The following is a 24846-nucleotide window of genomic DNA, read 5'->3' as shown; positions in this document are numbered from 1 at the left end:
CTCATGACGTGCCCTCCGCGGTCATGGCGTCGTCGGCGGTATCCTCGCGGCTGGGATCGATGTCCATGGCGTAGTCTGAATCCTCGGTATGGGCGCGGCGTGCCAGTCGCGAGAAGGATTCAAGCGACAGCATGACAGCCCCCAGCACCGCCAGGAACACGCCCAGGTCGAAGGCGGCGGCGGTGGCCAGTTCGAACTCCTCCATCGGGGGGATGCGGAAATAGCCGAAGGCCGATGTCAGGAACGGGTTGCCGGTGAACCAGGCGCCGATGCCGGTCAGACCGGCGGCCAGGACCCCGGCGCCGATGATGCCGTGATAGGGATAGCGCTGGCGTTCGGTGGCCCAGTTGAAGCCGCTGGCCATGTACTGCATCACGACGGCGATGGCGACGACCAGGCCCGCGATAAAGCCGCCCCCCGGCAGGTTGTGCCCGCGCAGGAAGATGAAGACCCCGACCATCAGCACCACAGGCATCATCACCCGGGTCAGCACCACCATCATCAGCGGATGCCGGTCACCGGCCAGCGGCTTGTCCGGCACGCGGTTCAGCAGCCGCGCGCGCACCGGCCCGCGCAGCAGCGTTTCGGTCAGCGCAAAGATCACCAGCGCCGCGATGCCCAGAACGATGATCTCGCCAAAGGTGTCAAAGCCCCGGAAATCCACCAGGATCACGTTGACCACGTTGGTGCCGCCGCCGCCCTTGTAGGAATTCGCCAGGTGGTATTCCGAGATCGGCGATTCCACGAAATCGCGCATCAGCAGATGATAGGTCAGCGCTGTCGTGCCCAGACCGGCGACGATGGCGATGACCGCATCGACAAACTTCTTGCCCGAACTGCTTTCGCTGGGCGTCGTGTCGGGCAGGAAGTTCAGCGCCAGAAGCAGCAGCACGATCGTCACCACCTCGACCGAGATCTGCGTCATGGCAAGGTCGGGCGCGCTGAAATAGGCAAAGCCGACCGACACCACCAGCCCGACGATCCCCATCAGGATCAGCGCCAGCAGGCGGTTGCGGTGCTTGAGCACCAGGAACCCGGTGGCCAGGATCAGCGCCAGCCACCCGGCTACTGCGATGACGTGAACCGGCGTCGCCTGCAGGGTCGGGGCCTGGTTCGTGCTGGTGAACCAGGCGTGCCCGGCGGCAGCGACGATGGCGACCGCCAGGATCGCAGCGTAGCGTGTGAACGCGCCGTCGTGCAGGCCCCCGGTGATGCCACGGGCCAGCCGCGCCACAGCCTCGACCAGCCCTTCGAAGATGACCTTCGCCTCGGGGCGCGGTGCCGCTTCCCACATCCGCGACAGGGGCGAGAAGACGGACAGCAGGATGAGGCCGCCGACAACCGCGATGATCGACATGATCAGCGCCGGGGTGACCCCGTGCCAAAGCGCCAGATGCGCGCCCGGCACGTCATAGACGCCACCCAGCACCGCCGCAGTCACGAACTTCACCGCCGGTTCGGCCAGGAACGGCATCACGCCGATCAGAATTACCAGGACCGTCAGGAAGGCAGGCGGCAGCCACATGCCTGCGGGCGGATCATGCGGATGGGCGGGATAATCGTCGCGCTTGGCGCCCAGAAAGGTGTGCCCGATCAAGCGGAAGGAATAGGCCGCCGAAAACAGCGCCCCGAAGGTCGCCAACGCCGGGACCAGCCATTCGGGGCCGAAAAGCTTGGTGTGTGACACTTCCTCAAGCCACATTTCCTTGGACAGGAAGCCGTTGAAGAACGGGATGCCGGCCATCGACAGACCGGCGATGGTGGCGATGACAAAGGTGATCGGCATCAGGTGGCGCAGACCGCCCAGCCTGCGGATGTCGCGGGTGTGCGCCTCGTGGTCGACGATGCCCGCCGACATGAAGAGCGCTGCCTTGAACGTCGCGTGGTTGAGGATGTGGAACACCGCCGCCATCGCACCGAAGGCGGTTCCGGTGCCCAGAAGCATGGTGATCAGACCCAGATGGCTGACCGTCGAAAAGGCCAGCAGAGCCTTCAGATCGTGTTTGAAAAGCGCGATCACCGCGCCCAGCACCATGGTGATCAGTCCCGCAGTGGTGACGATGTAGAACCATTCGGGCGTGCCTGACAGCACCGGCCACATGCGCGCCATCAGGAAAATCCCGGCTTTCACCATCGTCGCCGAATGCAGGTAGGCCGACACCGGCGTCGGCGCGGCCATCGCATGCGGCAGCCAGAAATGGAACGGGAACTGCGCGGACTTGGTAAAGCAGCCCAGCAGGATCAGGATCAGCGCGGGAACGTAAAGCGGATGGCCCTGAATGAGGTCGCGGTTCTGCAGGATCACGCTCAGGTCATAAGACCCGGCGATCTGGCCCAGGATCAGCATGCCGCCGATCATCGCAAGGCCGCCCATGCCGGTCACGGTCAGGGCCATGCGCGCGCCCTGTCGCCCCTCGGGAAGGTGTTTCCAGTACCCGATCAGCAGGAAGGACGACAGCGAGGTAAGCTCCCAGAAAACCAGCAAAACCAGAATGTTGTCGCTTAGCACGATGCCCACCATCGCGCCCTGGAACAACAGCAGGTAGGTGAAGAATTCGCCCATGTTGTCTTCGCGCGACAGGTAAGATTTGGCATAGGCGATGATCAGCAGACCGATGCCCAGGATCAGCACCGCAAAGAAGGCGCCCAGCCCGTCCATCATGAGGTTCATGTTCATGCCCAGGGCGGGCAACCAGTCGATCCGGGCCTGCACCACCTCGCCCCGCAGAAGCGCGGGCAGGTTTGACAAGAGCCCGATCAGCGCGGTCAGGCTCACCGCAAAGGTGGTGCCCGCGCAGACCTTGCGGCCCGCACCGATCAGCAGGCCGGGCAGCAGAGCCCCGAGAAACGGCAAGGCGACGACAAGGAAGAGCGACAAGAGAACCTCCGATACTGTCCATGCGGGTGCATCGGCCATTTGTGCGGAAAATCCGCCGAAGGCTCAAGGGAATGCCGCCGCTTGTCATAGGTTTAGCGGCCCCCGTCGGGATTGCAAACCAATGACTGCGGCGAAACCGGGCAGAGTGGCCGCATCGGGGGCAGCAGATTTGTCATGTCACTTGACATGCCTAATCTGAAAAGAGGGATGTCCTGCCGCTATCTTCGGGGTGCTAGCAATTGCGCCTCGACCTGCGGTTGCGGGCGCGTTCAGGGTGCGATCAGGGCGCAACTATCTGGCAAAAATATAAAAAATTTCGACCTTTCGCAAACCTACCAGCCCGGGTAGTGGCTGCGAATCGTCCCCGGGGTCACCTTTCATGCAATCGTAACTTGTCCGTCCGAGAGGAGAGACCCATGTCCGCAGCGCAGACCACGCAGCCCCCCAGCCTGGCCGAGCACGCGCCGCCGAAGCAGCGCGACATCCTGCGCGAAAGCCCCGAACTGCTAGAGATCGACAATTGGGTTTTCGTCCGCAAGATGGTGGAACACGGGGTGATCTGGGGCGCGGGCGCCTGGCTTGCCCTTTCTGTCGGCGGATTCTGGGGGCTGACCCTTGGCGCGATCCTGATGGGCTTTGTCTACGCCCGGAACATGGAGATTGTGCATGAGTGCATCCACAACACCGCGATCCGCTGGAAACCGCTGAACACCGTCTTCGGCATCCTGATGGCCACGCCAATGATCACCAGCTTTGCGGCATGGAAACGGTCGCATCTCCAGCACCATCAGGACGTCCGGCACGAAGGCTTCGAATTCGAGCTCGAGAATATTCGCGGCGTCGGCTCTTTGCTGTGGCACTGGCTGATGATCGACAACATCATCGTCATGTTCCGGAAGATGGGTCTGGCGCTTCTTGGCCGGACAAAGCACCACGGCATCCGCGATGACGAGCGGCGCGATCTGCTGATCATGGCGGCGGTGATTGTGGCTGTGGTCGCTGTGTCGGTGCTCTGGCCCACGTGGATCTTCGTCAAGCTGTGGCTGCTGCCGCTCATTCCCGCGTCGATCTTCAACTTTCACATCCAGTTGCCCGAGCATTTCGAATGCGATCGTGAAAGCCGCGACGCTTTCAGAAACAGCCGCTCGGTGGATGCCAACGGCCTTGTCGCCTGGGCGGTCAACAACAATCACCTGCATGTGGAGCATCACTGGCTGCCCGCCGTGCCGATCAAGAACCTGCCGATCATCGAACGCAAGGTCCGGCCCTATATCCAGTACCGCGCGGAATCCTATGCCGGTTTCTATGCGCGGTTCTACAAACAGCTCTTCGCTGATCCCGCGGCGTCGCGCACCAGCAGCGCCTGATATTTTCCAAACGGCCCGGCGTCGTCGCATCGACACCGGGCCTTTCTTGTTCCACCCAAGGAGAGACGTGATGTTCATGAAAGCAAGCGGTGAACAGGTCTGGCTGCGCACGCCCGCCTCTTTGCCCTACCTCGCCGCATCGGGGAAAATGGTGACGGCGCTGGATCACGACGCCCTTTTGCGGCACCTCGGCGATCGGTACGATCCCAGCGGCATGTGCACCAACGGTGCGTCGTATTTTCTGGGCGCACCACCCAAAGGCCCGTGTCTGGTGTTCTGCCTCAAGCCGTCAAAGGCCTGCGCGGTTCTTGTGCTCAACACCCGGCGGGCGGCGCAAGAGCCGCATCAGGAGCCGAACGTGCTGACATCCTTTCTGATGTATTTCAGCGGATGGATCGAAAGGCTGGAGCAAGAGCTGTCCTGCCGCATCCAGATCACCGACATCCGCAACGAGATTTCATTGCCGCAGCAATAAACGGCCTGGTCGACCGGCTCGGGGCGGGGCGCGCTAAATCGCGGCCCGCTTTTCCTTTTCCTTGGCCCGGGCCGAAAACCGGCGGGCCTTGGCGCGGTTTCCGCAGGTTTCCATGCAGCACCAGACGCGGCGGCCGGTCTTGCTTTGATCGAGGAAGAACCAGCCGCAATCGTCACCACGGCACATCTTGAGCTGTTTGCGCGTCGCGGGCGCGCTGAACATCGACGCCGCGTGCATGGCGACCAGCTGCTGCAAGGTTGCCGTGGGGGCATAACCGATGCCCGAAGCCTGCGGCACCAGGCTGGGGCCGTCACACATCGGGGACAGCACCTGCTGCAACCGTTCCGGCTTCGGGGCGTGCCCGCGATAGAGCGACAGCACCACCTCTCGCATGTCGCGGCGATAGGCCCGAAGCTCCTCCAGCGACAGATTGCCGAGGGGTGACGCCAACCCCCGGATCCCCAGCTTGTCGAGCCAGATTTCGATATCGTCGGGGGCGGCCAGTTTTTCGTGGATCACCTCGCCCGCGCCGTTCCAGTCAGCGGTGTTGATGAAGTCGAGCGACAGATTGTTGCCGATGGCGCGAACCGGTGTGTGCGAGTATCCTGGCGGAGCGGTTTCGATAGACATGGCATCAGCCTCCTCGAGATGCTGCCGACTTTACCTGGAAAAGAGAACTCGGTCGCGGTGACCAGTGATACGCCCCGCATCGGCCTTCCATCTTATGTTATCTTGGAAGGTCAATTCACTTCAAGTGCTTTATCGCGACATTCCTCACCAGATATAGAGTCCAATATAAATCTATTGTTCGTAAGGTGCGTGGTTTCAAAATTATTAATGAGGCTATCAAAAGTTAACTCGACGGGCCGGAGCGGCCGTTCAACGCGTTGCTGAGGCCTGAGTTTGGTCAACCCTTCGTTTCCTTTGGGATTTAACATGGATGCTGGCGCAGGCGCTCCGGGGCGGGGGCGCAATTCGAACCTGACTACACCTATTGGTTGCGCAACAAGGAAACAAGGTAGCGTGTAATCTTGAAATTTTTTGTGCCTCATAGGTTGTCGCACACACGTGCTGCGCTACCTAGATAACCATATAAGGGGTTAGGAGTTATGGCCATGAACGTAATGACTTTAAACAATAATCTCGAGACCGGCGACTTTGCCCTGAGTCAACGTGAGATTGAATGTCTGTCCTGGGTAGCAATCGGAAAATCATCTTGGGATATCGGGCAACTTATCGGTGTCAGTGAAAATACTGTCAACTTCCACATGAAAAATATCTTCGCAAAGCTCGAGGTGAACAACCGCACACTCGCGGCGGTCAAAGCTGTGAAACTGGGGCTTATCGAGATTACCCTGTAGAGCGGCATGAATTCAGAAGTTTCGAAAGAGGCCCCTCTGGCGGGGCCTCTTTTTCTGTCGAAAACAAATTCTGGATGAGAGTGGCTGGAATTAGAAATGACTACATCGGATTTTCGCGCGGGGCGTCCCTAATTCGAAGAGTGTTAATTTCCATTCTTCTTTTGCATGTATGCCAAGGGGATAAATCACCCGTCGCTAGAGCGCGAGAAAACTGCCCGCAGCCGCTACCGCCACGGCGGTCAGCATCGCGGCCATTTCGTTCCGCAGGATCAGCAGCGCCGCCGCCGTCACGCCGATGGCGATGGCATCGCGCCAGCCACCGTCGGCCACCTCGTTCGCCAGGATCGCCACGATCACGGCCGACGCCATGGTGGACAGCGCCTTTTCCATGCGGGCATTGATGCCGATCATTCGCATGATCTCGGGCCCGGCAAGGCGCGTCAGCAGGACAACGCCTGACATGACCAGAATGATATAGAAAGTGTGTGGATCAATCATTGGCAGTCATCCAGCGCGCGGCACCCCCGACCAGCGCCGCGGCGACGATGTTCCAGCCATCGGGCATCAGGAAATGCCCCAGATAGGCGGTGACCGCGACAAGGCCGAGGATGGGATAGATCCGCTCTTCCTCGGGCGTGTCCATCACGACGGTCGTGAAATAGCTGACCAGGATCACATCGACGCCGAACCGAGACAGATCGCTGAATGAACTGCCCGCCAGACTGCCCGCAAAGGTGCCTGCGACCCAGGCCATCCACAGCATCATCCCGCCGCCCATCAGCCGGGTCAGATCGGCGCTGCGGTCCTGTCGCGACGCGCGCATCGTATCGGCGTAGTTCGGATCGCTGAGGAAGGCCAAAGACCGGTACTGCCGCCATCGCGGAAGAGCCTGCAAGGATGGGTAAAGCGTCGCCCCCATGATCAGATGGCGCGAACTGACGGCGAACATGACCATCAGGACCGGCAGCAGATGCAGCTTTCCGCCAAAGAAATCGAGCGCGGCGAACTGCGCCGATGCGGTAAAGGCCAGAAGGCTCAGAAGCGTCGCCTCCGCCGGTGTCATGCCTTTGGCGACCGCTGCGGCCCCAAAGGCCAGGCCCACCGGGACGACGACGATAGCGACCGGCAAAACACCGCGGGCGCCCGCCATGAGGCTGTCGGAGACCCGAACTTGACTGAGAGTGGTCATGAGTAATTACCTTGAAACCGGTTATCAGGTTATTGCGGTTCGGACACAAAGTCAATCAGTTCCAGGAACTGCCGCCCTGACCGAACCGGCGCTGATGCTTGACGTGGCTTGCGTGCTCTTGCGCGTGGAACGCCACCGGCAGCGCGTGCCCGGCGGTCAGCGTCATGGAAACCGTGCCGTCGAGGCGCGCGTTCAGCAGGCCCATCGCGGCCTTGGCCGCCCGCGCGCCGTCGCTGTCCCCGAAGCCGTCGTAGATTTCAGAGCCAAGGTGCTGCGACAGGCTATGGAACAGGTCCAGTTCCTTTTCCGACAGCGCGAACTGCCGTGCATTGCGAAAGGCCTGCCCCAGGACGGTCAGGGCGGGCGCCTCGTAGACGCCGCGCATCTTTGCGCCGCTGATCCGATCCTCGATGACGGACGACCGGCCCACGCCAGCCTCTCCGGCACGGGTGTTGAGTTCTGTCAGGATGTCCAGCGCAGACAGCCTCTTGCCGTTCAGCGAAACAAGGGTGCCGCCCTCGAATGCCAGCCGGATCTGATGTATGGTCTCTGCCCCCTTGCACAGGTTGACCGAGCGGGCGAACCGGGTCTTGGTCCAGGGGTTTTCCAGATCCTCGAGCCAGTCCCCTTCGAAAGAGGCGCCGATCAGGCTGCCATCGACGGATTCCATTGCCTTCGCCTCGAGCAGCGGCCCCTTGGGGTAGGTTCTGGCGATGTATTCAAGCATGTCCTGGCGCGATTTAAGCAGCGACAGCATTTCCAGGTCCCGCCAGGGCGAAAAGATCGCCATGTTGGGCGCATACTGCTGGGTGTAGTTGGAAAACCGCCGTTCGTCGTTGCCGCCGCCGACGCAGCCATGCGCCAGCACGGTGCATCCCGCCTTCTGAAGCTCGGGCAGCAGATCGCGTACCAGAAGCATGCGCAGCGCCGAGGTGGTGTTCCAGTATTCCCCGCGATAGCGTGCATCATACCGCGCCAGATCCATCGCCATCTCGGCGGCGGCCGACCGCAGGTCGATCCGGGTCACCGGGATCTCGTTGCGGTCCATATCGGCCAGAAATCCGGCCAGAAGCGGCTCTTCGTCCTGGGCGACATCGGCGCAGAAGACCGTGACATTCACGCCCTGATCCTTGAGCACCCGGGCCACGACCCAGCAGGACAATCCCCCACCGGCCAGCAGTCCGACCTTTTTCCCCTCAAGTTGTCGAAGCGACAGGTTAACCGACATGGCAAACTCCTTTCATATGCGCGGCGGATCAGTTCAGGTATCGATCCGCAAGGACACCGGCGATGCCGCCGGGGGTGGGGTTCTCGAAGATCTCGATCAGGGAAAACTCGATGTCGTAGCGGTCACTGATCGCGATCGACAGGTTCACGGTGCTCAGTGAATCGCCGCCCAGGGTGAAGTAGTTGGAATCGGGATCGATCTGGCCAGCATCCGCACGCAGCGCGGTGGCGAACATGTCGATGATCTCTCCTTCCAGTCGGGTTGTGGTCTGCGTGCTCATGCGTGTGCCTCCTTTGCGGGTTCGGGAATGGTGAAGTCCGGCAGCCGCTTGCGATCGACCTTGCCAGACCGGGTGACGGGCACCTCGGTCAGAAAGCTGATCTTGCGGGGGATCATCTGGAACGGCAGGCGTTTCTGCAGCGCCGACCAATAGGCCTTTGCGTCGGTCGGGCGACCCTCGTGCGCACGCACAAAGGCGTGCAGGAAGCGCTCCTCGCCCGTGCCTTCGCAGATCACGGCGGCGAAATCGACATCCTCGTGCTGCAGGAAGGCATTTTCGATTTCCGAGATTTCGACCCGGTGGCCGTTGATCTTGACCTGATCGTCGCCCCGTCCGTGGTATTCAAGAAACCCATCGGCGTTCCAGCGACCGATGTCGCCGGTCAGGTAGAACACCGCCTCGGTCGCGTCGCGGGCATGGGGATTGATCACGAATTTCTCGGCCGTGAGGTCGGGTCTGTTGAGGTAGCCCTGGGCGATGCCCGGACCGGCGACGGCAATTTCGCCGCGCTCGCCCAAGGGCACGGGGGTCTTGCCGTCCGTGTCGACCAGCAGGACGAAATGATTGGCCATGGGGCGCCCGATGGGCGGCGGGCTGTCGCTGGGCTGACAGTGCATCTGGATGCAGGCCACCGTCGCTTCGGTGGGCCCGTAGCCATTGTAGACCTTGCGCCAGGCGGCCTGCCATTTTTTGACGATCTCGGCATGCACGGCCTCGCCACCAAAGATCACCAGCCGCAGGTCGGTCAGTTGCTCGGGCTGCATCTGCATGCCGATCTTGAGCGGCAGAATGGCAATTGTCACGCCCTTGTCCTTCATCGCCCGTTCAAGCAGCGGCGGCGCGTGGCGTTCGGTTTCGGTGGCAATGGACAGCGTCGCAGTGGCAAAGAACGCCAGGCACATTTCCTCGACCGAGGTGTCGACGCTGGGTGAATAGAAATACTGTACGACATCCTCGGCGGTCGTCTCGTAAAGGGCCGAAATCGATTCCCCGAACTGCACCATCGAATGATGGGTGATCACCACGCCCTTGGGGTTGCCCGTCGTGCCCGATGTGTAGATCACGTAGGCCTCGGACCCCGCCGGGGTGATCACCGGATCGGGGTGGTCGGCGGCGGCCCAGTCGATATCCTCCACGATCAGCCGCGGCAGAGTCTCACCGACGGGACGATGCGCGTAGGAGGATTGCGTGACAAAGCAGCCGGCAGCGGAATCCTCAAGAATATAGGTGGCCCGGTCGACCGCTTCCTTGTTGCTGATCGGCACGTAGGAACACCCTGCTGACAGAATGCCCAATTTGATCGCAATCAAATCAAAGCCGGGATCAAGCTGAAATGCAACGCGGGTTCCGGGCGAAATGCCTTTCTCGAATAGCGCCTTGCGCACGGCAGCTGCGCGGAAAACGAGATCGCTGTAGGACTGTCCTTCCTTTTTGAAAAGAAGCGCCCGACTCTCTGGCGCGCGCGCGGCCAGTTCAGCGAATTTATCGTAGAAGTTGCGCGGGTCGTAAGGACGGGACACACCACGCCCGATTTCAGCAAGAGATTGATCTAGCATGAGATTACTTGGACCTATGGCCCCCTCCAGACGGCTTTTCGGTGTCATCAAGCAAAGCCCGGGAAAGCGATTCCAACAACTATCAGTGTCGGTAGTGGTGATTCGGATTCAACGCCGTACCTTTTCCTCAAGGCATCGCGCTTTCATTCGCATCACAGTCGAGGATTTTTCTAATGAACGTCCAGTCGCTGAATACCCGAAATCAGATCACAGTGCTTAGCGGGCCGGAATTGGCCCTGCCGAAAACCACAATTGTCGCGCAAATCCATCAACAGATGCAGCGCGCCCCACAGGCCCCGGCGCTGGTCCATGGCGCGGTGTCCTATACCTACGAAGAGCTGTTGCGCGCATCGAGCGCGGTGGCGCAGCAGCTGGTCGCCCAAGGCGTGGCACCGGGCACGCTGGTGCCGGTGTCGTGCCGGGGCGGCGTGGCGCTGCCCGTCGCGGTGATCGGCATCCTGCTCGCGGGCGCGGCCTTTGTGCCGCTCGATGCCGATTGGCCGACCGAGCGGATGACGGCGGTGCTGACCAAGCTGGCACCGCCTGTGCTGCTGTACGAGGATGGCACGGATACGGCGCTTTTCGAGGGCCTCGCAATTCCCCATCTTCCGGTCAATCTCGACGGGCTCGAGGTGATGAACCCGCCCGGCACCGGTCCGGAAGATCTCTGCTATGGCTTTTTCACCTCCGGCTCTACCGGTACGCCCAAATGCTGCCTCAACACCCACGAAGGGGTGCTGAACCGCTTTGCCTACATGAGCGCCTATTTCGGCCTGAAACCGGGCGAGGCGGTGATGCAGAACAGCCATCACGTCTTCGACTCGTCGCTCTGGCAGTTGCTTTGGCCGCTGACGGTGGGTGCCAAGGTGGTGATCCCCGACCGTGACGGCATCCTCGATATCGAGGGCACTTTGCGCGACATCCATGCCCACAAGGTGGTGATGACCGACTTTGTGCCCTCGATCCTCAACATCGTGTTGCGCAGCATCGACGCCGCGCCGGACCGTGCGGGTCAGCTTTCGTCGATGAAGAACCTGATCGTCGGCGGCGAAGAGGTCAGCCACGCAGCGATCTGCCAGATCCGCAAGATGGTGCCCGGGTTGCGGGTGACCAACACCTACGGCCCGACTGAATGTGCGATCGGCATGTGCTTTCACGACATCACCGAAGCGGACGATGCCAACGTGCCCATCGGCCTGCCCATCGCCAACACCCACGCGGTGATCCTGGACGACGCGTTGCGCCCCGTGGCCCCGGGCAGCGTCGGCCAGATTGCGATCAGCGGGCGGTGCCTGGGGCGCGGTTACTTCGACGAGCCGGAAAAGACGGCTGCGGTCTTCGTGCCTAACCGCTTTGACGAGATCCCTCATAAACGGCTCTACCTGACCGGCGATCTTGGCCACATCGGGCCGGATGGCGCCCTGCGCTTTGACGGGCGCAACGATTTCCAGATCAAGATCGGTGGGGTCCGGATCGAGCTGGGCGAGGTGACGACGCGAGTCCTCGATCTGCCCGAGGTGACGGAATGCGTGATCCTGCCACAAAGCCGGGGCAACGGGCTGACCAGCCTGACGGCGGTGCTGTGCGTCGCGGCCCCCATCGACGGCGTCCGGATCAAGGATCACCTGGCGCAGCACCTGACCAAGGCCTGCATCCCGACCACCTATCATGTCATCGACGCCATGCCGCTCACGCCCAACGGCAAGATCGACCGCAAGGCGCTGCAGGCCCGGCTCGACGTTCTCCCCGCCGCTTCGGACGGTGCCGAGGCCAGGGGCGACCGAACCGTCGCCACCCTGATCGAGATTTGGAACGCCGAACTCGACCGCCGCGATTGCGGGCCCGACACCAATTTTTTCGAGGCAGGCGGCGATTCCCTGTCGGCGGTCAACCTGGTGCTGGGCATCGCCGAACGGCTGGAACGCGACGCCTCGATCGAGGATCTGATGCGCGCGCCGACGCCTGCGGCGCTGGCCCGCCTTCTGGCGGAACCGGATCACCCCGACGCCCCGTCGCGCGACCTCGACCAGAAGCTGCTGGGGCTGGTCGAATCCGATCTGGCCGAGGCCCGGGCGCTGATTGCGCGCACCGGCCTTCCGCACGGACCGGCGGCTGGCAAACCGCAATCGGCCTTTGTCACCGGGGCGACCGGCTTTGTCGGTGCGCATCTGGTCGATGCGCTGATCGACCGCGGGTTCGATCCGATCACCTGCCTGGTCCGCGGCGACGATCCAGCCGTCGCGCGGCTGCGGCTGCAATCGGTCTTTGCGAGCTACGGCCTTGATCCCGACCGGCTGGAGGGGCGCATCACCTGCGTGGCCGGGCAACTGGGTGAAAAGCGGTTCGGCCTTGACCCCGCGGCCTTTGACCACCTGGCCAAGGCCACCGATGTCATCCTGCACGCCGGTGCCGAGGTCAACATGGCCAAACCCTACGACGCGCTGCGCCATGCCAATGTTCAGGGCACGATCAACGTGCTGGCGCTATCGGGGGCGGGGCAGGGGGTGCCGATCCACTACGTCTCGACGCTGAGCGTTCTGCCCACGGCGCCGCTGCGGTCGGGCGAAGCGCAGGCGCCGTCGCTGATCGACGCGCTGAGGGGCAGCGGCTACGATTGCTCAAAATCCGTCGCGGAGCTCATGCTGCTCGAGGCGCGCAACGCCGGGGTGCCGGTGTCGATCTTCCGCGTGGGCGAGGCGCTGCCCGCCACCGACACCGGGGCCTACAACCGCAACTCGACCATGCACCAGATGATCGAGGCGGCGTTGCGCCTGCGGATGCGGCCCGACGTGCACCTGTCGGTCGACTGTTCGCCCGTCGATACGCTGAGCGACGCCATCGCCGAGGCGATGCTGCTGCATGCCACCGCGTCGCGCACCTATCACCTGTTCAACCCGCAGACGCTCGGCATCCCCGAGCTTCTGGGCCTGGTGCGGGACAAGGGCATGGCGTTGCGCGACGTACCTTATGCCGAATTTCACGCAGCGCTCAGGGCACTCTGCGACCGGCGACCCTGCGCGGCCAAACTGCGCGGCCTTCTGGGGCAATTGCCCGCGCCCAAGGTGGCAGAGGCCGATACCACTGCGCTCAGCGCCTTCGAGGACCGGTTCCCCGATCCGGCGCTGCATTACATCGAAACCGCGGGCGACAGGCTGGGCATCAATTGGCCACGCCCCGAACTGCTGGCCACACGGCTAAGCCAGAAGGGCTGCGGCTGCGCGCTGCGCGCAGCAGGCTGAGCCCGAGCAATTCCCTGATTTCAAACTCGAAAGGAATGTCCAATGTACGACGCACAGATCGAGACGCAGGTCCGCACCCGCCGCTTTGGCCGCCTGAACTGGCAGGTCAGTGAAATCGGCTATGGCATGTGGGGCATCGCGGGCGGCGAAGGCGGCTGGACCGGTGTCACCGAGGATGCCACCCGGCTCGACAGCCTTTTCCGCGCAGTCGAACGGGGCTGCAACTTCTTCGACACCGCCTGGATCTACGGCCGCGGCGGGTCGGAAAAGCTGCTGGGCGAGTTGCTGGACCAGCACCGGGGCGACAAGCTTTATGTCGCGACCAAGATCCCGCCCAAAAACCGCGATTTTCCGTCCAAACGCGGCGACCGGATCGAGGATATCTTTCCCGCGGAGTTCTGCGACGACTACCTCAAGCGCAGCCTCGACAACCTCGGCACCGATTGCATCGACCTGATGCAGTTCCACGTGTGGGAGGATCACTGGGCCGATCACGACGGCTGGAAACGGATGATCGACGACTGGAAATCCGAAGGTCTGGTCAGGGGCGTCGGCCTGTCGATCAATCGGTGGGAGCCGTGGAATTGCCTGGCTACCCTGCGCACCGGGCTGATCGACAGCGTTCAGGTGATCTACAACATCTTCGACCAGGCGCCCGAAGATGAACTGTTCCCGCTTTGCCGCGACCTGGACATCGCGGTGATCGCCCGCGTTCCCTTTGACGAAGGCACGCTGACCGGCACGTTGACCAAGGACACGACCTGGCCCGATGGCGACTGGCGCAACAGCTATTTCGTGCCCGAGAATCTGTGCAGCAGCGTCGATCACGCCGAGGCGCTGCGCGCTGTGCTGCCCGATGGCATGTCGATGCCCGAAGCGGCTTTGCGCTTCATCCTGCAGCATCCGGTGCTCAGCACCACCATCCCGGGTATGCGCCAGCTTCGCCACGTGGACGCGAACCTGCGGGTCAGTGGCCTGCCGCCGCTGTCGCCTGAACTCATGGCCGAACTTCGCCGCCACCGCTGGGACCGCGAACCGACGGAATGGTCGCAGTGAAAGCCCCGAAAAGGAGAAGACCATGCCCAACGACACCGGACTGATCGCCCTCTGGGCCATCCCCCGATCCCGCTCGACCGCACTTTTCCGGTCGCTGATGAACCTGCCCGACACGCTGTTCCTGCACGAACCTTTTGCCGACCTCATGGATCTTGGCTATGCCGTGCTGCCCGACCCGGATGCCGAGGCGGGCCAGATGATCGCGCGCGATGCGGACACCCTGCTGACCCAGATGCTGAAGCTGGCCGGAACGCGGCGGGTCATCCTCAAGGAAACGCTGGAACACGACTATCCCTTCCGCCGCAATCCGCGCCTGCTGCGCGAGGTGCAGCACGTTCTGCTGATGCGCCGGGTCGAGGATGTGGTGACCTCGCATCTGCGGCTCAAACCGCATGTGCGGGTGGATGAGATCGGGTTCGACAACCTGCATGCGATGTGGCGGTCGATCAGCGACATCCCGGGGCTGGACGCGGTCGTGCTGGATTCCGACGACCTGATCGCCGATCCGGCGGCCCTGCTGCCCCAGCTTTGCGCGCGCCTTGGGCTGCCCTATAGCCCCGACATGCTGAGCTGGTCGCCCGGTCAGCAGGATGTCTGGGCGCGCTCAGCCGCCTGGCACAAGGACGTGGCGAAAAGCGGCGGTTTCATCCGGACACCCCAGCGCCCGCCAAAGCGACCCGTCTACGACGATCCGGCGCTGGCGCAAAAGTGGGCGGACTGCGTGCGCCATCACACCCCGTTCTACACCCGCATGCGCGCCGCGCGGCTGGTCGCGGCGTCCCCGCCCTCGGCCAAAGCCGCCAAGATCCCGCAGGAGGCCTGATCATGACCTACCCGTTTCAAAGTTTCGACAAGGCGGATGCCGCCCCCCTGGCGGAAGAAAAGGCGCAGTTCGCCGACAGTGTCAAACGCTTCATCGACACCGAAATCCGGCCCAACCACCAGACATGGGATGCCGCCGGGCAGACCCCGAAAGAGGTCTGGCAGAAGGCCGGGAAGGCCGGGTTGCTGTGCCCCGACGTGCCCGAGGAGTATGGCGGCCTGGGCCTGAAGGATTTCGATTTCAACCTGATGCTCGCCATGGCCATCGCGCACAGCAATCTGCCGGGCGCCGATATCTGCACCCATGCGGATATGGTCGTGCCGTACCTGAGCTATTTCGGCAATCCGGATCAGAAAAGCCAGTGGTTGCCCAAAATGGTCGCGGGCGATTTCGTGGGCTGCATCGCGCTGACCGAACCGGGCGCGGGCAGCGATATCCTGTCGTTGAAGAGCCGCGCGTGGAAAACCGACGGCGGCTGGGTTCTGAACGGCGAAAAGACCTATATCAGCGGCGCCAGCGTGGCGGATTTCTTTCTGGTCGCCGCGCGCAGCCGCAAGGACATTCCCATGGCGCTGTCGCTTTACCTGGTCGAAAGGGACCGCCCCGGCGTCACCGTGTCCGACCCGCTGCCCAAGATCGGCATGCACGCGCAGGACATCGCGTCGATCTATTTCGATGATGTCGAACTGCCGCCGGAAAACCTGATCGGCCGCGAAAACGCCTGCCTCGGCTACGTGATGGAGGTCATGCGCCGCGAACGGGTCATCATCGGCGCACAATCGCTGGCGGCGGTGACCGGGATGCTCGAGGATACGGTGGATTATTGCAAGGCGCGCCGCATCCGCGACCAGCGCATCCTCGACTTCCAGAACACCCGCTTTGTCCTGGCCCGGCTGCAGGCGCAGCGCGACGTGGCGCAGGCTTATCTGGACCAGATCAAGCATGGTGTGATCCCGCGCAGGATCACCGATTATCAGTCGGCGCTGATCAAATACATGGCGTCCGAGTTGCAGGCCGATGCGGCGAACAAGTGTTTCCAGCTGCACGGCGGCGCGGGCTACATGAAAGGCACCGCCATGGCCGACCGATTTCTGGCCGCGCGCGCCAGCACCATTCTGGGCGGCGCGTCCGAGGTGATGCTGGAAATCCTGGGCACGGGGCTGGACCGCCATGCTGACTAGGTTGAAGACCGACAGGACCAGCCCGCGGCACGTGCTGTTCATGCCGACCCATGCGGGCAATATCTTTCCCTACCTGCCCATCGCGTCGCAGATAACGGGGGCGAGCGCGTCGGGGGTCGAGAACCGCTATGGCGACGCGTCCATCGCTGAACAGGCAAGTGGCCTGGCCCGTGATCTGCGCGACACCCTGCCAAAGGGGGCCGAGGTGATCTGCGCCGGTTGGTCCTTTGGCGGCACGCTGGCCTACGAGGTCGCCAGCGCCCTTTCCGAAGCAGGTCTGCGCGGCGTCAGCGCCGTGCTGATCGACGCGCCGGTCGCAGGCCCGGACAACCGGGCCGAGCCGTTTCTAGCCATCGACGATCGTTTCTGCGAGTTCTTCGTGGACAAGGCCGGATTTGAGATGAAGCCCTATCCGTCACTTCGCACCCTGAAGGATGCGTTGCAGGCCGTCGATCCGCGCCTGACTGACGACCTGGTGGACCAGCTTTACCTGCGCTACGCGCTCAACCAGGCGCGCTGGCTGCGCTATGCGCCGTCGCCGGGGAACGTGCCGGTCCTGCAACTGCGCGCGGTACAGTCCGACTGGCCGGACCAGAATTTCCGCGCCTGGGAAGCCGCCTGCACCCGCTACGGCCAGCGCCGGACCCCCGGCGACCACTACAGCGCCATCGCGGGAAAGAACGCCGCAGCCATCGCGGCGGTGCTGTCGGAAGACGCCTGCGCTTTGGCCACGCAGCATTGATGAATTTATGGTCACTGCGCGGCTATGGCGCTGCTGCGATGGTCGGCCTTTTGGCCTTGCGGTTTATTACTTTATAAAATAACAAATCCGCAAGACAAAGGAATCCGCCATGAGAAAGCGCGCCACGGCCCGGCAGGACGATGTTCTGAGCGTATTGAATGCCTACGACAAGCCGATGACGGCCTACCAGATTCTTGAGCAATTGCAGGCGACCGAGCCCGACATCGCGCCGCCGACGGTCTATCGCACACTGTCGGCGCTGACCGATCAGGGGCGGGCGCACAAGTTGGAATCGATCAAGGCCTTTGTGCCGTGCCGCTGCAGCCATGCGGAATCCGTTCCGGTGCTGGCCATTTGTGAAGGTTGCGGAACAGTTGATGAGCATGACGGCAGCGGGCTTTTGCCGACGCTGACGAAGCTCACCGATCAAAGCGCGTTCCGGGCAGAACGGCACATCGTCGAAATCCACGGGCTTTGCGGCGCATGTGCGACCTGATCCCGGCAGAGCACCCCTTCCAATCCAAAGAGGCATGACATGAAACAGACCCTTTCGATCCTCGCCCTGCTCGCGGCTGCTCCGGTGCTGGCGCAGGAAAGCCGCGAACTTGGGGCCCATGAACACGGGGTCAGCACGCTCAACATCGCGATGGACGGTGGTGAGGTGGCGATGGAGTTGCGCGCCCCCGGCGCCGATATCGTGGGTTTCGAATACGCGGCGAAAACGGAAGAAGACCGCGCCGCCATCGACAGCGCCCTGGCGCAACTGAAAGCGCCGCTCGACCTTTTCGTCGTGCCCGCGGATGCGGGGTGTAAGGCGACAGAGGCCAGTGCGGAGATCGAGACCGAGGAGGGACATGAAGAGCATGCCCATGACGATCATGCAGAGAAGCATCACGGTGATGAAGGGCAGGCGCATGACGACCACGCGGCTGAGCACCATGGTGACGAGGGGCACGCACATGAAGAACACCATCAAATGCACACTGCCGGACACACCGAATTCGATGCCGACTATGCGCTGTCCTGCGACACGCCCGGGGCGCTGACGGAAATCACCTTTGCTTTCTTCGACACCTTCCCGAACGCGCAAGAGGTCGAGGTGCAGCTTGTCACCAGCACCGGAGCGCAGGCGTTCGAGGTCACGCGCGATGCACCGGTACTCAACCTGCAAAACCTGAACTGACGTGCCGGACAGGGTCCTCGATGTTGCCGACATGGCTTACCGCTGGCCGGGGCAGGCGGGCTTCGCCCTTGGCGTGCCCGCGCTGGCGGTCGCGGCGGGGGAAAGCGTGCTTTTGCTGGGCGAAAGCGGGTCTGGAAAATCCACGCTCCTGTCGCTGATCTGCGGCACGATCCTGCCGGACAGCGGCACCGTGCGCGTCGCGGGGACGGATCTGGCAACCCTGTCGGGCGGCGCGCGCGACCGGTTTCGCGCCGAACGCATCGGGGTGATCTTCCAGCAGTTCAACCTTTTGCCCTTCGGGACCGTGGCGGACAACATTCTGCTGCCCCTGCTCTTTGCGCCCGACCGCCGCGCGCGGGCCGGTGACGCCGCTGCGGCCGCGGCCGATCTGTGCACCGCGCTTGGCCTGCCAACAGGGGTGATGCGCAGCAAGGCCAGCACGCTCAGCGTCGGTCAGCAACAGCGCGTCGCGGTGACGCGCGCGCTGATCGGTCAGCCGCCGCTGATCATCGCGGACGAGCCGACCTCGGCGCTGGATGCCAACAGCCAGGCGGCGTTCCTCGACCTGCTGTTTCGCCAGACCGCCGCCCATGACACCGCGCTTTTGATGGTCAGCCATGACCCGCGGCTGGGTGACCGCTTTGATCGTGTGCTGCGCATGGAAGACATCGCGCAGATCGAACGGGCCGCCGCATGATCCTGCGTCTGGCCATCGCATCGCTTCTGGCGCGCGCCCTGACGGTAGGGATGACGATCCTTGCCATCGCGCTGTCCGTCGCGCTGTTTCTGGGTGTCGAAAAGGTGCGCACCGGGGCCAAGGCCAGCTTTGCCGACACGATCTCGGGCACCGACCTCATCGTCGGCGCGCGCTCGGGATCGGTGCAGCTGCTGCTCTATTCCGTGTTCCGCATCGGCAACGCCACCAACAACGTCACCTGGCAAAGCTATCAGGACATCGCCGCCCGGCCCGAGATCGACTGGATCGTGCCGATCTCGCTGGGTGACAGTCATCGCCAGTTCCGGGTCATGGGCACGTCGCGTGGCTTCTTCGAGCATTACAAGTACCGGCAAGGGCGGTCGCTGGACCTTTCCAGCGGCAAGATTATGGACGATCTCTTTGATGCCGTGATCGGCGCCGATGTCGCGGCGACGCTGGGCTATGACATCGACGACCCGATCATCGTGGCCCATGGCGTCGCGTCCTTTACCGAGCATGACGATCAGCCGTTCCGCGTCGCGGGCATCCTGGCCAAGACCGGCACGCCGGTCGACCGCACCGTGATCATCAGCATGGAAGCGATCGAGGCGATTCATGTGGATTGGCGCGGCGGCGCACAGGCCCCGGGCCCCGCCACCCCGGTCGAGGTCATTCGTAATATGGACCTGACCCCTCGGGCGATCACCGCCGCGCTCGTCGGGGTGCAAAGCCCGCTGCAGACCTTTGCGCTGCAACGCGCGATCAACGAATACAAGGCAGAGCCGCTGCAGGCGATCCTGCCCGGCGTTGCCCTGCAAGAGCTTTGGGGGATCGTCGGCATTGCCGAAACCGCGTTGCTGGCAGTCTCGGCGATGGTGGTGGTCACGGCGCTGATCGGGATGATGGCCACGATCTTTTCCAGCCTCAACGAACGTCGGCGCGAGATGGCGATTTTCCGCGCCATGGGCGCGCGCCCGTCGACCATCCTCGGCATGCTGGTGATCGAGGCAATGGTGATGGCGGCGGTCGGGGCGCTTTTCGGGTTGGCACTGCTCTATATCGGGCTGACCGTGGCGCAGCCGCTTTTGGACAGCGCATTCGGCCTCTGGCTGCCGATCGAGGCGCCGACCCTGCGCGAGCTTTGGGTGCTGCTGGCGGTTGTCGCTGCTGGCGCGATTGTGAGCCTGGTGCCCGCGCTGCGCGCCTACCGGATGTCTTTGGCCGATGGTATGATGGTGAAGACGTGACAACTGGACAGAAGGCAACCGCAATGCTCAACCGGCGAAACACGCTGCTGCTTTTGTCGGCCTCCCTGGCCGCCCCGCGGGCGGCGCTGGCCGCAACGCCCCGGGAAATCGCGTGGGACGACCTCATTCCCCCCGGCGTGCCCTATTCCGAGATCATCGGCGAAGGCGAGCTGGACGAGGTCAATGACCTCTGGAACCCGATCTACGACGCCAACGGGGTCAAGCTGAACGAGGCGCTGAACGACGCCTACATCAAGATGCCCGGCTTCATCATTCCGTTCGAGCTGAGCGCCGAGGGGGTCACGGAATTCATGCTGGTGCCTTACGTCGGTGCCTGCATACACACACCGCCGCCGCCCGCGAACCAGCTGGTCATGGTCACCGCCGAAAAGCCCTGGCCCGGCGACGAGCTCTGGAATCCGGTCTGGGTCACGGGGCGGATGCGCACGCAGCTGCAATCGACCGATCTGGGTCAGACTGGCTATTCCATCGTTGCCGACGAGATTGCGGTTTACGAATGGTAGTGCGCGCGGCGGCGTGACCGGTCAGTCCTGATCCAGGACCTTGCGCGCCACGCGGAAACACTCCAGCGCCTGCGGAACGCCGCAATAGATGCCGATGACGTGGATGATCGCTCGGATTTCCTCTCGCGTCACGCCATTGTTGACGGCGCCGCGACAGTGAACCTCCCATTCGTGCATCTTTCCCAAGGCCCCGATCATGGCGAGGTTCATCATCGAGCGTGTCTTGGCGTCGATCACATCGTCGCCCCAGCCGAAACCCCAGCACCAGGCGGTCATCGCTTCCTGGAAGGGCCGGGTGAACTCGTCCGCCGCGGCGAGGTTTTTTTCGACATAGTGCGCGCCAAGCGTGGCCTTGCGTTGCTCCAGCCCCTTGAGGAACAGGTCTTCGTCAAAAGCGCTCATTGTGCCCTCCTTTGATCTTCACGGCGACATTCTTGGTTTGCACATAGTTCCAGAGCGCCTCGCGGCCCTTTTCGCGCCCATAGCCTGACTTGCCATAGCCACCGAACGGCGTTTCGACCCCACCCGCGAACCATTCGTTGACGAAGACCTGCCCGGCGCGGATCTTCTGCGCCGCGCGGGTCGCGCGGTCGAGGTCGCGAGTGAAGACGCCGCCCACCAGCCCGTAAGGCGTGCCGTTGGCGATCTCGATCGCCTCGGCCTCGTCCCGGAACGACAGCACCGACAGGACGGGGCCGAACACCTCTTCCTGCGCGATGGTCATGTCGGGCGTCACATCGCCAAGGACGGTCGGTTCGAGAAAGGCGCCGGGTATGTTGAGCTTGCGCCCGCCGGTGATCACCCGGGCGCCCTGGGCCTGGGCCGCCTCGACCATGGCCGCGGCACGATCACGCTGCGCCTCGCTGACCATGGACCCCATGTTGGCACCGGGTTCGCGCCGTTCGGCGCCCGGGCCCACCGACAGCGAGGTGGCGACCCGGGCCGCCCGTTCGATCAGTTCGGCGTGGCGGCTTTCGTGCACGATCACCCGGCTCATGGCGCTGCAGACCTGACCCGCGTTGAAATAGATCCCCCAACGGATGTCTTTCTCGAACGCCTCAAGATCGGCATCTTCGTGCACGATGGCGGCGGATTTGCCGCCAAGTTCCAGCACGCAGGGTACGACATTCTGCGCGGCCGCTGTCGCGATGGCGATGCCCGTGGCGACCGAGCCGGTGAACACCACCTGGTCGATGCCCGGATGTGCCGACAGCGCAGCACCCGCCTCGTGCCCCCAGCCGCACAGGATGTTGACCGCGCCGGGGGGAAGGCCTGCCGCCTCGGCGGCTTGGGCGAAAATGTAGTTCGACAGCGGCGTCAGCTCGGGCGTCTTGATCACGCAGGTGTTGCCGGTGGTCAACGCCGCCGACAGCGACCGCGCCGTCATTTCCAGCGGGTAGTTCCACGGGATGATCTGCGCCGACACGCCGAAGGGTTCGTGATGGGTAAAGTCGAAATATCCCGATCCCAGCGGGATCGACCGGCCTTCGACCGTGCTGGCCTGGTTGCCGTAGTATTCGAAGTAGAGCGCCGCGCCCCTGACCTCGATCTCGGCCTCCCAGCGGGGCTTGCCCTGTTCGGCGGTCAGCAGATCGGCCAGCGCGTCCAGATGGTCGAGCAGGAACCGCCCCATCGCCTGGACCATCCGGCCACGTTCGATCGGGCGCAGGGCGGTCAGCACACCGGAGGCGTGCACCCGCCTTGCCGCCTGCACGGCGCGATCCACATCCGCCGCATCGGCCAGCGCCTGTTCGGCCAGTTTCTGGCCGGTGCCGGGGTTGATGACATCGACGCGGCCCGCGCCGCCGTCGCACCAGCCGCCGTCGATGTAGTTCTGAAAATACGGGCGCATCTTAGCCATCCACCCCTTCGCGCATCCATTTCTGCAGCGTCATCACCGAATGTTCAGAGTTCACGCCGCAGCCGGGATCGACCACCAGCGGCCCCGGCACGTAGCCGCGCGACCTGAGCCCGCGCTGCACCGCTTCGACAAGGTGGATGTCCTCCTCCACCGTGGTGGCGCGGTCCTGCACCGCCAGTCGGCGGATCACCTCGCTGTCCCAGCCGCCGTCCGTATACCAGCCCCGCCAGACGACCACGTGATCGGCATCGATGGCGCGCCAGTGATAGGTGTTCAGCACGTTGCCGGGATAGACCTGAAAGCTGAACATCGGCCAGAGGAACCAGCTCGAATACTCCTGCGAATGGGGTTTCGACCGGTCGATCTCGTAAGTCATGTTTTCGAGGCTCTGACATTCTGTCGTGTGGCGCAGGCAATAGCCCTGGGGCTGGATGTCATAGGTTTCGGGCTTGATGACGCCGGTGGAAAAGGTCGGATGGTTGAGCGAGCAGTGATAGCATTCCGAGTAGTTTTCGACCGAGACTTTCCAGTTGCAGTTTTCCGGAATCTCCACCCATTCCAGCGGTTTGAGGCTGTCCCAGTGTGGCAGCCAGGCCGTCAGTTCGGTGCGGACGCCCGGGAACCAGTCGTCCATCGGCGCGGCATCGGGATCGAGGTTGACGAAAATGAAGCCCAGGAACAGTTCGGTGCGCACCTCGGTCAGGCAGACAGAGGATTTGTCGAAGCCGGGCACGGATTTGGTGTTCGGCGCGGCGCGCAGCGCGCCGGTCAGCTCGTAGCTCCAGGCGTGGTAGGGGCAGACGACCACCCGGGTCGATCCGGCCCCGCTGACCAGCTGATGCGCGCGGTGCTGACAGACGTTGTAGAAGGTGCGGACCATGCCATCGCGGCCCATGACGCAGAACAGGCTTTCGCCCGCCAGGTCGAAGGTGAAGTAATCGCCCGGGTTCTGCAACTGGCTGCCGTGGCCTGCAAATTGCCAGGTCCGCGACAGAAGGCCGGTCCGCTCGGCTTCGAAGATCGCCGGGTCGGTGTAGTACCGCGCCTCCAGCGAATGGGTCAGGGCGATGGTCATTCCGGCTCCTCCCGGTAGATGCCAAGCTGGTGCCGGCGCTGGTGAAATTTTTCAACCCGCGCGACGATCTCGTCGCTGGCCACCGCGATGACGAAGCTCAGCAGGGTTTCCAGCAGCGCGATGGTCGATACCGAGGATGGGAAGAATTGCGGCGTGTCGACGGCCACGGTGAACCCGTGCTGTGCCTGCAGAACGATCGGGCTGGCCGGGCTGTCGGAAATGGCGATGACGGTCACGCCCTGTTCGCGCGCGATGCGCACGGCATCGACCACCTCGCTGCGGTAGGGCTTCATCGTCATGGCGATCAGCACGTCGCGCCCATCGGCCCAGGCCAGGTCATCGACCGGCGTCGACCCCGGGCGCGGAATGGCGTGGAACTGTGTCATGCCGGTCGAGGCGAGGTATGTGAAGTTGCGCGCATTGGCGTTGTTCACCCCGACGCCTAGCGTGAACACCTGCCGCGAGGCCCAGATCGCCTCGGCCGCGGCTTTCAGCGCACTTTCGGGGATGGCTGCAAAGGTTTCCTCGATATTGCGGGCGGCGGCGTCGATCATGTCGGCGTAAAGCCCGCCGATCTCGCCCGACTTGCGGATGTCTTGCAGCCAGCGCGCCCGGTCCGGAAAGCTGACGCCGCCCTTGCGGATCGCCTCGCGGAAGGGGGCACGGAAATCATCGTAGCCCTCGAACCCGACCTGCCGGGCCATGCGGACAAAGGTGTTGGGCTTCACATTCGCCGCCTCGGCGATTTCTCGCACCGTCGATACGCCCACGTCGGCCGGATTTTCCAGCACGTAGCGCGCCGCCTTCTGCGCCTCGGGGGTCAGGCGATCCCACTCTTCGGTCAAGCGGTCGAGAATGATGTTTGATACGTTTGTTTGATTCAT

General features: G+C 63.3%; 24 protein-coding genes. 13 read left to right on the top strand and 11 right to left on the bottom strand.

The annotated features are described in order from the left end of the window. Position 1 precedes the first annotated feature (1 nt). Positions 2–2878: a monovalent cation/H+ antiporter subunit A gene (locus ACOXXX_RS15060; RefSeq protein WP_422827480.1), complete on the bottom strand. Its 2877-nt coding sequence runs from the start codon at positions 2876–2878 to the stop codon at positions 2–4. Positions 2879–3294: 416 nt separating this feature from the next. On the opposite strand from ACOXXX_RS15060, the gene ACOXXX_RS15055 reads away from it, so the two are divergent. Further along, positions 3295–4245, top strand: coding sequence for a fatty acid desaturase family protein (locus tag ACOXXX_RS15055; protein ID WP_422827425.1), 951 nt, complete (start codon positions 3295–3297; stop codon positions 4243–4245). A 70-nt stretch (positions 4246–4315) separates the two neighbouring features. Beyond that, the gene (locus ACOXXX_RS15050) at positions 4316–4720 is read left to right on the top strand and encodes a hypothetical protein (RefSeq protein WP_422827424.1); all 405 of its coding nucleotides are present in this window, start codon (positions 4316–4318) and stop codon (positions 4718–4720) included. A gap of 33 nt (positions 4721–4753) precedes the next feature. Here the strand turns inward: ACOXXX_RS15050 and ACOXXX_RS15045 are convergent, their stop codons facing one another. Then, complete coding sequence (locus tag ACOXXX_RS15045) at positions 4754–5350, bottom strand: CGNR zinc finger domain-containing protein (RefSeq protein WP_422827423.1); 597 nt, start codon at positions 5348–5350, stop codon at positions 4754–4756. 479 nt (positions 5351–5829) lie between these two features. On the opposite strand from ACOXXX_RS15045, the gene ACOXXX_RS15040 reads away from it, so the two are divergent. Then, on the top strand, positions 5830–6081 hold the full coding sequence (locus ACOXXX_RS15040) for a helix-turn-helix transcriptional regulator (protein ID WP_422827422.1): 252 nt from the start codon (positions 5830–5832) through the stop codon (positions 6079–6081). A 195-nt stretch (positions 6082–6276) separates the two neighbouring features. On the opposite strand, the gene ACOXXX_RS15035 is transcribed toward ACOXXX_RS15040, so the two are convergent. Genes ACOXXX_RS15035 through ACOXXX_RS15015 form a run of 5 tightly spaced genes read right to left on the bottom strand, consistent with a single transcriptional unit; the run spans position 6277 to position 10334 of the window. After that, positions 6277–6579, bottom strand: coding sequence for an AzlD family protein (locus tag ACOXXX_RS15035; protein ID WP_422827421.1), 303 nt, complete (start codon positions 6577–6579; stop codon positions 6277–6279). Continuing rightward, on the bottom strand, positions 6572–7270 hold the full coding sequence (locus ACOXXX_RS15030) for an AzlC family ABC transporter permease (protein WP_422827420.1): 699 nt from the start codon (positions 7268–7270) through the stop codon (positions 6572–6574). The genes ACOXXX_RS15035 and ACOXXX_RS15030 overlap by 8 nt, the downstream gene beginning before the upstream one ends. A 55-nt stretch (positions 7271–7325) precedes the next feature. Next, positions 7326–8498 (bottom strand): argininosuccinate synthase domain-containing protein, encoded by a 1173-nt coding sequence (locus ACOXXX_RS15025; RefSeq protein WP_422827419.1) that lies wholly within the window; start codon positions 8496–8498, stop codon positions 7326–7328. 28 nt (positions 8499–8526) lie between these two features. Beyond that, a complete protein-coding gene (locus tag ACOXXX_RS15020) occupies positions 8527–8778 on the bottom strand; it encodes an acyl carrier protein (protein ID WP_422827418.1) in 252 nt (83 codons plus the stop codon). Then, a complete protein-coding gene (locus tag ACOXXX_RS15015; RefSeq protein WP_422827417.1) occupies positions 8775–10334 on the bottom strand; it encodes an amino acid adenylation domain-containing protein in 1560 nt (519 codons plus the stop codon). The genes ACOXXX_RS15020 and ACOXXX_RS15015 overlap by 4 nt, the downstream gene beginning before the upstream one ends. A 275-nt stretch (positions 10335–10609) precedes the next feature. Between ACOXXX_RS15015 and ACOXXX_RS15010 the strand changes: the two genes are divergently transcribed. The 10 genes from ACOXXX_RS15010 to ACOXXX_RS14965 all read left to right on the top strand — a co-directional run bounded on the left by ACOXXX_RS15010 (position 10610) and on the right by ACOXXX_RS14965 (position 21026). Next, positions 10610–13573, top strand: coding sequence for a non-ribosomal peptide synthetase (locus tag ACOXXX_RS15010; RefSeq protein ID WP_422827416.1), 2964 nt, complete (start codon positions 10610–10612; stop codon positions 13571–13573). A gap of 42 nt (positions 13574–13615) precedes the next feature. After that, complete coding sequence (locus tag ACOXXX_RS15005; RefSeq protein WP_422827415.1) at positions 13616–14629, top strand: aldo/keto reductase; 1014 nt, start codon at positions 13616–13618, stop codon at positions 14627–14629. 22 nt (positions 14630–14651) lie between these two features. Then, positions 14652–15452, top strand: a complete 801-nt coding sequence (locus ACOXXX_RS15000; protein WP_422827414.1) for a hypothetical protein — start codon at positions 14652–14654, stop codon at positions 15450–15452. Between the two features lie 2 nt (positions 15453–15454). Then, positions 15455–16633: an acyl-CoA dehydrogenase family protein gene (locus tag ACOXXX_RS14995; protein ID WP_422827413.1), complete on the top strand. Its 1179-nt coding sequence runs from the start codon at positions 15455–15457 to the stop codon at positions 16631–16633. After that, positions 16623–17375: a thioesterase domain-containing protein gene (locus ACOXXX_RS14990; RefSeq protein WP_422827412.1), complete on the top strand. Its 753-nt coding sequence runs from the start codon at positions 16623–16625 to the stop codon at positions 17373–17375. The genes ACOXXX_RS14995 and ACOXXX_RS14990 overlap by 11 nt, the downstream gene beginning before the upstream one ends. A gap of 109 nt (positions 17376–17484) precedes the next feature. Beyond that, positions 17485–17871, top strand: coding sequence for a Fur family transcriptional regulator (locus ACOXXX_RS14985; protein WP_422827411.1), 387 nt, complete (start codon positions 17485–17487; stop codon positions 17869–17871). A 39-nt stretch (positions 17872–17910) separates the two neighbouring features. After that, positions 17911–18558, top strand: coding sequence for a zinc uptake protein ZrgA (gene zrgA, locus ACOXXX_RS14980; protein ID WP_422827410.1), 648 nt, complete (start codon positions 17911–17913; stop codon positions 18556–18558). Between the two features lie 31 nt (positions 18559–18589). Then, positions 18590–19255, top strand: a complete 666-nt coding sequence (locus ACOXXX_RS14975; RefSeq protein ID WP_422827409.1) for an ABC transporter ATP-binding protein — start codon at positions 18590–18592, stop codon at positions 19253–19255. Then, positions 19252–20502 carry an ABC transporter permease gene (locus ACOXXX_RS14970; protein WP_422827408.1) on the top strand — a complete coding sequence of 417 codons (1251 nt, stop codon included), beginning with the start codon at positions 19252–19254 and terminating at the stop codon, positions 20500–20502. The genes ACOXXX_RS14975 and ACOXXX_RS14970 overlap by 4 nt, the downstream gene beginning before the upstream one ends. A gap of 23 nt (positions 20503–20525) precedes the next feature. Further along, the gene (locus tag ACOXXX_RS14965; protein ID WP_422827407.1) at positions 20526–21026 is read left to right on the top strand and encodes a DUF3299 domain-containing protein; all 501 of its coding nucleotides are present in this window, start codon (positions 20526–20528) and stop codon (positions 21024–21026) included. Positions 21027–21047: 21 nt separating this feature from the next. Here the strand turns inward: ACOXXX_RS14965 and ACOXXX_RS14960 are convergent, their stop codons facing one another. The 4 genes from ACOXXX_RS14960 to ACOXXX_RS14945 are packed head-to-tail and all read right to left on the bottom strand — an operon-like array spanning position 21048 to position 24846. Beyond that, the gene (locus ACOXXX_RS14960) at positions 21048–21428 is read right to left on the bottom strand and encodes a carboxymuconolactone decarboxylase family protein (protein WP_422827406.1); all 381 of its coding nucleotides are present in this window, start codon (positions 21426–21428) and stop codon (positions 21048–21050) included. Further along, positions 21415–22887 (bottom strand): aldehyde dehydrogenase family protein, encoded by a 1473-nt coding sequence (locus tag ACOXXX_RS14955; RefSeq protein WP_422827405.1) that lies wholly within the window; start codon positions 22885–22887, stop codon positions 21415–21417. The genes ACOXXX_RS14960 and ACOXXX_RS14955 overlap by 14 nt, the downstream gene beginning before the upstream one ends. Then, on the bottom strand, positions 22880–23962 hold the full coding sequence (locus ACOXXX_RS14950) for an aromatic ring-hydroxylating oxygenase subunit alpha (RefSeq protein ID WP_422827404.1): 1083 nt from the start codon (positions 23960–23962) through the stop codon (positions 22880–22882). The genes ACOXXX_RS14955 and ACOXXX_RS14950 overlap by 8 nt, the downstream gene beginning before the upstream one ends. Next, complete coding sequence (locus ACOXXX_RS14945; protein ID WP_422827403.1) at positions 23959–24846, bottom strand: MurR/RpiR family transcriptional regulator; 888 nt, start codon at positions 24844–24846, stop codon at positions 23959–23961. The genes ACOXXX_RS14950 and ACOXXX_RS14945 overlap by 4 nt, the downstream gene beginning before the upstream one ends.

The organism is Thalassococcus sp. BH17M4-6, from assembly GCF_049323015.1.
Lineage (GTDB): Bacteria > Pseudomonadota > Alphaproteobacteria > Rhodobacterales > Rhodobacteraceae > Puniceibacterium.
Note: the sequence above shows the minus strand (reverse complement) of the source record. Positions and strands in the feature narration are given on the sequence as shown.

Excerpts from the sequence above, each read along its gene's own strand:
- ACOXXX_RS15055 (WP_422827425.1), top strand. The coding sequence starts at position 3,295 with ATGTCCGCAGCGCAGACCACGCAGCCCCCCAGCCTGGCCGAGCACGCG.
- ACOXXX_RS15050 (WP_422827424.1), top strand. The coding sequence starts at position 4,316 with ATGTTCATGAAAGCAAGCGGTGAACAGGTCTGGCTGCGCACGCCCGCC.
- ACOXXX_RS15045 (WP_422827423.1), bottom strand. The coding sequence starts at position 5,350 with ATGTCTATCGAAACCGCTCCGCCAGGATACTCGCACACACCGGTTCGC.
- ACOXXX_RS15040 (WP_422827422.1), top strand. The coding sequence starts at position 5,830 with ATGGCCATGAACGTAATGACTTTAAACAATAATCTCGAGACCGGCGAC.
- ACOXXX_RS15035 (WP_422827421.1), bottom strand. The coding sequence starts at position 6,579 with ATGATTGATCCACACACTTTCTATATCATTCTGGTCATGTCAGGCGTT.
- ACOXXX_RS15030 (WP_422827420.1), bottom strand. The coding sequence starts at position 7,270 with ATGACCACTCTCAGTCAAGTTCGGGTCTCCGACAGCCTCATGGCGGGC.
- ACOXXX_RS15025 (WP_422827419.1), bottom strand. The coding sequence starts at position 8,498 with ATGTCGGTTAACCTGTCGCTTCGACAACTTGAGGGGAAAAAGGTCGGA.
- ACOXXX_RS15020 (WP_422827418.1), bottom strand. The coding sequence starts at position 8,778 with ATGAGCACGCAGACCACAACCCGACTGGAAGGAGAGATCATCGACATG.
- ACOXXX_RS15015 (WP_422827417.1), bottom strand. The coding sequence starts at position 10,334 with ATGCTAGATCAATCTCTTGCTGAAATCGGGCGTGGTGTGTCCCGTCCT.
- ACOXXX_RS15010 (WP_422827416.1), top strand. The coding sequence starts at position 10,610 with ATGCAGCGCGCCCCACAGGCCCCGGCGCTGGTCCATGGCGCGGTGTCC.
- ACOXXX_RS15005 (WP_422827415.1), top strand. The coding sequence starts at position 13,616 with ATGTACGACGCACAGATCGAGACGCAGGTCCGCACCCGCCGCTTTGGC.
- ACOXXX_RS15000 (WP_422827414.1), top strand. The coding sequence starts at position 14,652 with ATGCCCAACGACACCGGACTGATCGCCCTCTGGGCCATCCCCCGATCC.
- ACOXXX_RS14995 (WP_422827413.1), top strand. The coding sequence starts at position 15,455 with ATGACCTACCCGTTTCAAAGTTTCGACAAGGCGGATGCCGCCCCCCTG.
- ACOXXX_RS14990 (WP_422827412.1), top strand. The coding sequence starts at position 16,623 with ATGCTGACTAGGTTGAAGACCGACAGGACCAGCCCGCGGCACGTGCTG.
- ACOXXX_RS14985 (WP_422827411.1), top strand. The coding sequence starts at position 17,485 with ATGAGAAAGCGCGCCACGGCCCGGCAGGACGATGTTCTGAGCGTATTG.
- zrgA (WP_422827410.1), top strand. The coding sequence starts at position 17,911 with ATGAAACAGACCCTTTCGATCCTCGCCCTGCTCGCGGCTGCTCCGGTG.
- ACOXXX_RS14975 (WP_422827409.1), top strand. The coding sequence starts at position 18,590 with ATGGCTTACCGCTGGCCGGGGCAGGCGGGCTTCGCCCTTGGCGTGCCC.
- ACOXXX_RS14970 (WP_422827408.1), top strand. The coding sequence starts at position 19,252 with ATGATCCTGCGTCTGGCCATCGCATCGCTTCTGGCGCGCGCCCTGACG.
- ACOXXX_RS14965 (WP_422827407.1), top strand. The coding sequence starts at position 20,526 with ATGCTCAACCGGCGAAACACGCTGCTGCTTTTGTCGGCCTCCCTGGCC.
- ACOXXX_RS14960 (WP_422827406.1), bottom strand. The coding sequence starts at position 21,428 with ATGAGCGCTTTTGACGAAGACCTGTTCCTCAAGGGGCTGGAGCAACGC.
- ACOXXX_RS14955 (WP_422827405.1), bottom strand. The coding sequence starts at position 22,887 with ATGGCTAAGATGCGCCCGTATTTTCAGAACTACATCGACGGCGGCTGG.
- ACOXXX_RS14950 (WP_422827404.1), bottom strand. The coding sequence starts at position 23,962 with ATGACCATCGCCCTGACCCATTCGCTGGAGGCGCGGTACTACACCGAC.
- ACOXXX_RS14945 (WP_422827403.1), bottom strand. The coding sequence starts at position 24,846 with ATGAATCAAACAAACGTATCAAACATCATTCTCGACCGCTTGACCGAA.